Source organism: Gilliamella sp. B3367 (assembly GCF_026536825.1).
In the GTDB taxonomy this organism is placed as follows: Bacteria; Pseudomonadota; Gammaproteobacteria; order Enterobacterales; family Orbaceae; genus Gilliamella; species Gilliamella apicola_E.
The window spans coordinates 1-6,201 of sequence record NZ_JAFNNJ010000017.1; the positions used below are offsets into that span (position 1 = coordinate 1).

At 34.4% G+C, this 6,201-nt stretch carries 10 protein-coding genes and 1 pseudogene; 7 read left to right on the forward strand and 4 right to left on the reverse strand.

What is annotated here, in order from left to right:
• A partial coding sequence (locus J3U23_RS11950) for an HNH/ENDO VII family nuclease (RefSeq protein WP_267339330.1) occupies window positions 1-496 on the forward strand: 496 nt, incomplete at its 5' end.
• 5 nt (window positions 497-501) lie between these two features.
• Complete coding sequence (locus tag J3U23_RS11955; RefSeq protein ID WP_220215604.1) at window positions 502-963, forward strand: SMI1/KNR4 family protein; 462 nt, start codon at window positions 502-504, stop codon at window positions 961-963.
• An 11-nt stretch (window positions 964-974) separates the two neighbouring features.
• Here the strand turns inward: J3U23_RS11955 and J3U23_RS12130 are convergent, their stop codons facing one another.
• On the reverse strand, window positions 975-1,133 hold the full coding sequence (locus J3U23_RS12130) for a SymE family type I addiction module toxin (RefSeq protein WP_416380072.1): 159 nt from the start codon (window positions 1,131-1,133) through the stop codon (window positions 975-977).
• 486 nt (window positions 1,134-1,619) lie between these two features.
• Here J3U23_RS12130 and J3U23_RS11960 point away from each other — a divergent pair, with 486 nt between their 5' ends.
• The 3 genes from J3U23_RS11960 to J3U23_RS11970 all read left to right on the forward strand — a co-directional run bounded on the left by J3U23_RS11960 (window position 1,620) and on the right by J3U23_RS11970 (window position 3,788).
• A complete protein-coding gene (locus J3U23_RS11960; protein WP_267339331.1) occupies window positions 1,620-2,099 on the forward strand; it encodes a hypothetical protein in 480 nt (159 codons plus the stop codon).
• Window positions 2,100-2,363: 264 nt separating this feature from the next.
• Window positions 2,364-2,681 carry a hypothetical protein gene (locus J3U23_RS11965; RefSeq protein WP_267337326.1) on the forward strand — a complete coding sequence of 106 codons (318 nt, stop codon included), beginning with the start codon at window positions 2,364-2,366 and terminating at the stop codon, window positions 2,679-2,681.
• A gap of 786 nt (window positions 2,682-3,467) precedes the next feature.
• Complete coding sequence (locus J3U23_RS11970; RefSeq protein WP_267339332.1) at window positions 3,468-3,788, forward strand: hypothetical protein; 321 nt, start codon at window positions 3,468-3,470, stop codon at window positions 3,786-3,788.
• Window positions 3,789-3,841: 53 nt separating this feature from the next.
• On the opposite strand, the gene J3U23_RS12135 is transcribed toward J3U23_RS11970, so the two are convergent.
• Window positions 3,842-3,970: a SymE family type I addiction module toxin gene (locus J3U23_RS12135; RefSeq protein ID WP_416380517.1), complete on the reverse strand. Its 129-nt coding sequence runs from the start codon at window positions 3,968-3,970 to the stop codon at window positions 3,842-3,844.
• A 442-nt stretch (window positions 3,971-4,412) separates the two neighbouring features.
• On the opposite strand from J3U23_RS12135, the gene J3U23_RS11975 reads away from it, so the two are divergent.
• Entirely contained in the window at window positions 4,413-4,685 is a 273-nt protein-coding gene (locus J3U23_RS11975; protein ID WP_267339333.1) for a hypothetical protein, read from the forward strand.
• Window positions 4,686-4,891: 206 nt separating this feature from the next.
• Window positions 4,892-5,416 (forward strand): O-acetyl-ADP-ribose deacetylase, encoded by a 525-nt coding sequence (locus J3U23_RS11980; RefSeq protein ID WP_267339334.1) that lies wholly within the window; start codon window positions 4,892-4,894, stop codon window positions 5,414-5,416.
• 78 nt (window positions 5,417-5,494) lie between these two features.
• On the opposite strand, the gene J3U23_RS11985 is transcribed toward J3U23_RS11980, so the two are convergent.
• Together J3U23_RS11985 and J3U23_RS12140 are read right to left on the reverse strand one after the other, a co-directional pair.
• The gene (locus tag J3U23_RS11985) at window positions 5,495-5,758 is read right to left on the reverse strand and encodes a SymE family type I addiction module toxin (RefSeq protein ID WP_267339335.1); all 264 of its coding nucleotides are present in this window, start codon (window positions 5,756-5,758) and stop codon (window positions 5,495-5,497) included.
• Window positions 5,759-5,891: 133 nt separating this feature from the next.
• A pseudogene (locus tag J3U23_RS12140) lies at window positions 5,892-6,020 on the reverse strand (transcriptional regulator); the annotation flags it as partial.
• Window positions 6,021-6,201 lie beyond the last annotated feature (181 nt).

Sequence of the window (6,201 nt, forward strand, 5' to 3'; positions counted from 1 at the left end):
CGCTTATATTGGCGGTAAACTTATGCAATGGACGGGAGAAAAATGGATCCCTCTAAATAAGAATGAAGTAAAAGCTGGAAAGGGGACGAATAGTGTAACACAGGCTGATGCAGCAAAATATTTTGGGCAAGAACGAAAATATTGGAGCAAAGATCCTATAGAATTTAATGGCAATAAAGTTTATCAACGTAATGATTTGTTTGATCCGAATTTGATGACAACTTGGACAGATAAAGGGAAAATAATTAAAGGAACAAATTTAGAAAGAATGGCATCTGGTCGAGCACCTATTGGTCATGATGGAAATTCGATTAATTTACACCATATGACACAAAATCAAAATGGAGCTATTGCTGAAGTTACGCAAACATTTCATCAACAAAATAAAAAAGCGATTCATGTTAATCCTAATACAATTCCTTCTGGAATTAATAGAAATGAGTTCAATAAATGGAAAACTCAATACTGGATCGAGAGAGCAAAAACATATAGGTAAAAATTATGAATGAAATAACAAAAAATGTACTAATTGAATTCATTAATAAAAATGAGAATATAGTTAATTTCGGTACTCCGGAAGATGCGGTTGATGAATCATGGATTTTAAAGGCCGAAAAATATTTAGGTTTTCCTTTAACTAATTCTTATAAATGGTTTTTACGTGAATACCGTGGTGGTGATATATGTGGAGAGGAAATATACAGCATTTACGGATTAGATTTTGAATCGGTTAATGGTGGGGATATTGTTTATCATCATATCATTGATATGAAAAATAACATTATGAAAAACACACAACTTGTTGTTAGCCAAACAGATTTTGGTGATGTGTATTATTTTGACTATACTAAATTTGATAATGGGGAATGTCCAATATACATTATGTTCCCATCTGCTGAATGTAAGATTTATGCTGCTAATTTTTATGAATTTTTATATAAAAGAATTAAAGATTATTTATAAGTTATCATTTTTTAGACTCTTAAATCAATCTCTACTACTAACTTACCCTGTTCAATATTAATGATAACAGGGCAGCCGACATAAAAACCAAATTGCTCCAGCCACCTGCCTTTAATGGTCAGTTGTGGTCTGGCGTTGGATTTTGTGGCATATAACCCTCGGTATAAAATCGCTTAGTGATGGGCTGGGTGTGTTTTGTGTACGGTTGATTTTAGCTTAGAATAGGTCCTAACCATATAATTAAATTCTAATTAATTAGTTGCAGGTATCAGACTACAATTTCTTTAATCAATCAATTTTTTAACCACCTCAAACATCAACTTGATTTACCCAAAAGTAGACCACAACGTGGTGTAGCTATGGCACAGAAATCAAGGCTAGTGACATAAGCTTATTATCAAGGAATCACAACAATAAAGACAGTTAAATCTCATCAACTCACATAATGTTAAACAGCATAGACTCCTCAATATTTTTTACATAATAATGATGAAAAACAACAAATCAGCTCCCTTGCCCCTACCGCTCTTGCTTCCGGTGGTAAAAATGCCGTTTAGAATAACAATATGGCGACATTTGCAGCAAAACAAGGTATAGAGCAATGTTTCACTCACCAACGTGTAAAAAGTAACTCACCGACTATATAATTAGCCGCATTGGCTGGAGTAACATTAACTGCATCCGAAATAGACCTTAACACTATTAATAAATATCTAAAATACACTAATTTCCCTGATTTATGGGATTTAGTTAAACAATCTTATATTGGTGAAAAAGTAACTATTAGCCCTGTAGATGTTCTTGTTGGAAGAGGTTTTAGTGTTGAAGACGCTGAAGCTTTTTTAAATAGCTTAACATTAAATGAGAGACAACTTATTAGCCTAGCTTATGCGGATCAGATGGAAAATGAATTCCTTGAAGAAAACGTATTAAGAGTTTATAACTTAGATTATGATAATTACCTTAATAAAAAACAAGGTCATCAAAATAACAATGATGTATCGGAAGGTGCTCGACTATTGCGGCAGGTGGGGCTTCAGGATTACCGCCTGATGACGACGATGATAAAAATAAAAATAAATCTAAGACTAGTTCTCAATCATCAAAAAATGATTCTGAATTTCAAGATAAAGTAGATAAATCGTGGGATAAGGGTAGTTTTGATTCACCAGAAGATTCATTAGACTATCATTTTAATAAACATGGCAAAGAAGTTGGTGCAACAACACCTCAACAGTATCTTGAAAAGGCTAGGGCTTTTGCTGATAATTTGAAAGGAGCAACAAAAGTAAATATAAAGGGTTCAACAGAAAATGTTGTTAGGTATTACAAGAACGGTAAATATATTGATATGGTAGGTAAAAAAATAATCTCATTTGGTAAACAATAGGAAAACATATATGTGGCGTAATTTGAAATTAGATGGCGTAGAAATTGAAAAAGTTGTTGCTGAATTTGTTATTTGGATGCCTATCTTACCTTATGCAAAGATGAAAATTAAAATCAGAGAACATGCAGAAGGCGGTTACACAGGAATATCAGATTTAGCTATAAAGAGAAAATTTGATGGTTGCCCTGAAAATGCTTTAGGTGATGGTGAAACTATTGAAGCAGCTTTAGAGAATACAATTAAAAGCTTTAATGAAAAGATAAAAGAAGATGGTTTTGAGGAGTTAACACCTGAAGATATAGAATACTCTGAATGGTCTGATTTTTAGTATTTACAGAATTAAGATCCCAGCATAAAAAACTGGGATTTTTATATCGGCGATCTACTTAGAAAATTTAACAATAATCTTACCTTTTTTAGCGGAAATGGTGACGAGTAGTCTTGTGGTGAATCCGAGTTAATTCAGCTAGTTGCCTTTAATGGTGTGCTGTGGAGCAGGAATGCCTTTACCAAGGTTAGGGCAATAGCCAACGGTGTAGTGGCGTGGTTCATCTTTAGCGGCTATGTTTTGGGTTTTACTGCTTTTTGGCTCAAGCAGCTATGATTGGTTGGCGAGTTCTTCAACCAGAAACACAGGGGTAATCAGTAACAATTACAAGAGTAGATGTACTAGTTGGGAAGCGATTAAATATAGCTCAATCCGAATCTTTTTTAATCAGTCTAACGTTTTTGCATTAATTGATCCGATGGGAAATAGTAACTTGAGATAGTCAGGTGTCAGCTGATACTCAAAGTGGCTCGGTTACTGTCAGTGGAGGAACAAGTTTATCGTCTGACGATGATAAAGATAAATCTTAGAATAAAGGTAGTTTTGATTCACCCGAGGGTTTATTAGACTATCATTTTAATAAACATGGCAAAGAAGTTGGTGCTGAGAATATTGAGCAATATCTTAGTAAAGCAACAGAATTTGCTAAAAATCTAAGAGGAGCTAGGACAGTAAAACTTAACAATCCTACTCCTGATGTGATTAGATATTATAAAAATGGAAAATATTTAGATAAATTAGGTGATAAAATTATCTCATTTGGTAAACAATAAAGGAACATGAAACATGTGGCATGATTTAGCTATTGATAATGTGGTAAAAATTGAGAAAAGTGTGGCTGAATTTGTTATTTGGATGCCTATATTACCCTATGCAAAAATGAAAATTAAAATTTATGAGGATCAATCAGGGAAATTTACTGGATCAACTGATTTGCGAATAAAACGAAAATTTGATGGTAGTCCGGAAGGTGCTATCGGTTGGGGAAATACTATTGAAGAAACATTAGAGGATACAATAAATTACTTTAATGAGATCTTAAAACAAGATGGTTTAACCAAATTAACACCTGAAAATATTGAATACTCGGAATGGTCTGATTTTTAGCGTTATCTAAATTACAATCCCAGCCTAAAAACTGGGATTTTTATATCTGCGATCTATTTCGCAAGTTCAATAATCAACTTGCCCTGTTCAATCTTAATGATAACAAGGCAGCCTACATAAAAGCCTATCTGTTTAAGCCGCCGACCTTTAATAGTAAGTTGTGGTCTGGGGTTGGGCTTTATGCCTTATAATACAGGGCACGGTGGTGTTTAGATAATATTGATATTCCGCATAATACGGAAAGTAATCAAATCCCCGAAGCGCTACCTCCGCGCCCAAGTTATGAACCAATAGCTCCTAATTGGATAAATAATGTTTTTACTGCGGATTCTGGAAAGGGGACTAAGGGGCAGGTAACTCCGGATTTACCTAAAACAAGAGAGGAGCTCTATGAAGATCTAAGATCTAAAGGATTTATTAGTAATGGACTAATCACAGGGAGGCTACGAAACATGGAAAGGTCCAGATGGTGTCACTGTAACCATCAAGCCAACAAGTGAAGTTATTAGAACGCAGAGAGTATGGAAATCAGATAGATCAGGTAAATACTCGGAACGACAAGATTATTTTGGTAATAGGATACCAGATCAATCACATTCAACTGGACATTTTGTGGAGTAAATTATGAAATTTGAAGATGTATGTCTTGGAACTATAAATTTTAGTAATTTTGGGCGTGATCTTATTTTTGATATATGGAGTACTTATAATGGGCATTCTTTGGGAAAAATTCATTGTAAAAATGTGAAGGAATTTGAATGCAGAAATATGCTGGATGGCGAAGAGTTATTTGGTTCTTATATTGCACTTGTGAAAATAGAATCAGAAACTTTAATAATGGAGTCTGGAGAAATTTGGATTAAAGTAATTAGCAATGAAATCATTTCCACTTTGTAAATTAACATTCTCTTGCTAAACCGTAGATAGTTTATTTTTAAGTTACTAGTATTATATAGCAAGTTCAATAATAAACCTGCTCTATCACAATTACATTGATATTTATGATTTAACTCTGGATGAGCAAGTAATGAATATACTTTTGAAACCTTCGGAAGTTCAAGCTAAAGAAAATACAATTTCGAAATTACTTGGAACATTAGTAAATGAAAAATAAAATAGATATTATTCAGGGTGATATTACTAAAATTGCTGTTGATGCTATTGTAAATGCAGCAAATAGTTCTTTATTAGGTGGAAGTGGCGTTGATGGTGCAATTCATCGTGCGGGAGGCAAGCAAATTCTGGATGAATGCCAGAAGATACGAGCAAAACAAGGCAGTTGTAAAGTCGGTGAAGCAGTAGTTACTACAGCTGGTAATTTACCAGCTAAATATGTTATCCATACTGTAGGGCCTCGTTGGAATAATGGTAATAATAATGAGGTTGAACTATTAAGACTCTGTTACTTAAACTGCTTTACACTTGCTCATGATAATGATGTGAAAACTATTTCGTTCCCAAATATAAGTACAGGTATATATAAATTTCCCAAAAATGAAGCAGCAAAAATAGCATTACAGACAATTAAACAGAGTATTACTAATTATCCATGTATAAAGAAGGTTAACATTGTTTGTTTTGAATCTGACAACTTCAAAATTTATTGTTCGATGATGAAAAATTTATAGATCAAAATGGTTTATACCAAATTCCAGTTCTACGTTCTCTCTCGCATAACTGAATTAATTATTTTTTGATTATGCGATCTACTTCACAAGTTCAACAATCAACTTGCCTTTTTTAGCGGTGATGGTGACGGGTTGTCCGGTGGTAAAGCCAGCTTGTTCTAACCAATTACCTTTAAGATGCAGCACAGGGTGTTTGCTGTAGTGGGTGCGGGCCTGTGCGGCTTTGGGTTCATGCCGGACATTGATATAGCCAACGGTGTAATGACGTTGCGATGCCTCTCGCAATGTTTTATCGGTGGTTTTAGTTTTAGCTGTTTTTGCCGTAGAATGGGGGTTAGTCATGATAACTACTCCTTAAGTCGTGAGTTGTTGTGATTAGCAGTAGTAAGGTTTTCGTTGCACCTTATTACTGCGTTTATGGTTGTTTACTGTTTTATTACTTGTCATATCTCTTCTTTTAACTGCCTTGTTTTAACTATCCAATCAACTGCTTAGCCTGATGTTTTAAAATCATGGCATCTAAAATCTCTTTAACTGACTTCTGCTCGTCAGCAGTCATCTGCTTGACCGCCTCAAACTTAAGCTCATCTTGTGGCTTTAGTTCCTCACTTTTTCAACTATCCACTAATCAAAATCATATCGAAAATAAAGCTAGTTATAATAAAAAAGCGATGAACAGTCGATAACTCACTCCGCTGTGTCAGACGGCACCATTATTATCCGCAATGAAAGTGAACAAAAGCAAGATATCGCGGGATTAAGTCGTGATACCGAGCATGCCAATA

Bases quoted from the DNA above. Each gene is read 5' to 3' on its own strand.
- J3U23_RS11985 (WP_267339335.1), bottom strand. From the start codon at position 5,758: ATGACTAACCCCCATTCTACGGCAAAAACAGCTAAAACTAAAACCACC.
- J3U23_RS11970 (WP_267339332.1), top strand. From the start codon at position 3,468: ATGTGGCATGATTTAGCTATTGATAATGTGGTAAAAATTGAGAAAAGT.
- J3U23_RS11975 (WP_267339333.1), top strand. From the start codon at position 4,413: ATGAAATTTGAAGATGTATGTCTTGGAACTATAAATTTTAGTAATTTT.
- J3U23_RS11980 (WP_267339334.1), top strand. From the start codon at position 4,892: ATGAAAAATAAAATAGATATTATTCAGGGTGATATTACTAAAATTGCT.
- J3U23_RS11965 (WP_267337326.1), top strand. From the start codon at position 2,364: ATGTGGCGTAATTTGAAATTAGATGGCGTAGAAATTGAAAAAGTTGTT.
- J3U23_RS11955 (WP_220215604.1), top strand. From the start codon at position 502: ATGAATGAAATAACAAAAAATGTACTAATTGAATTCATTAATAAAAAT.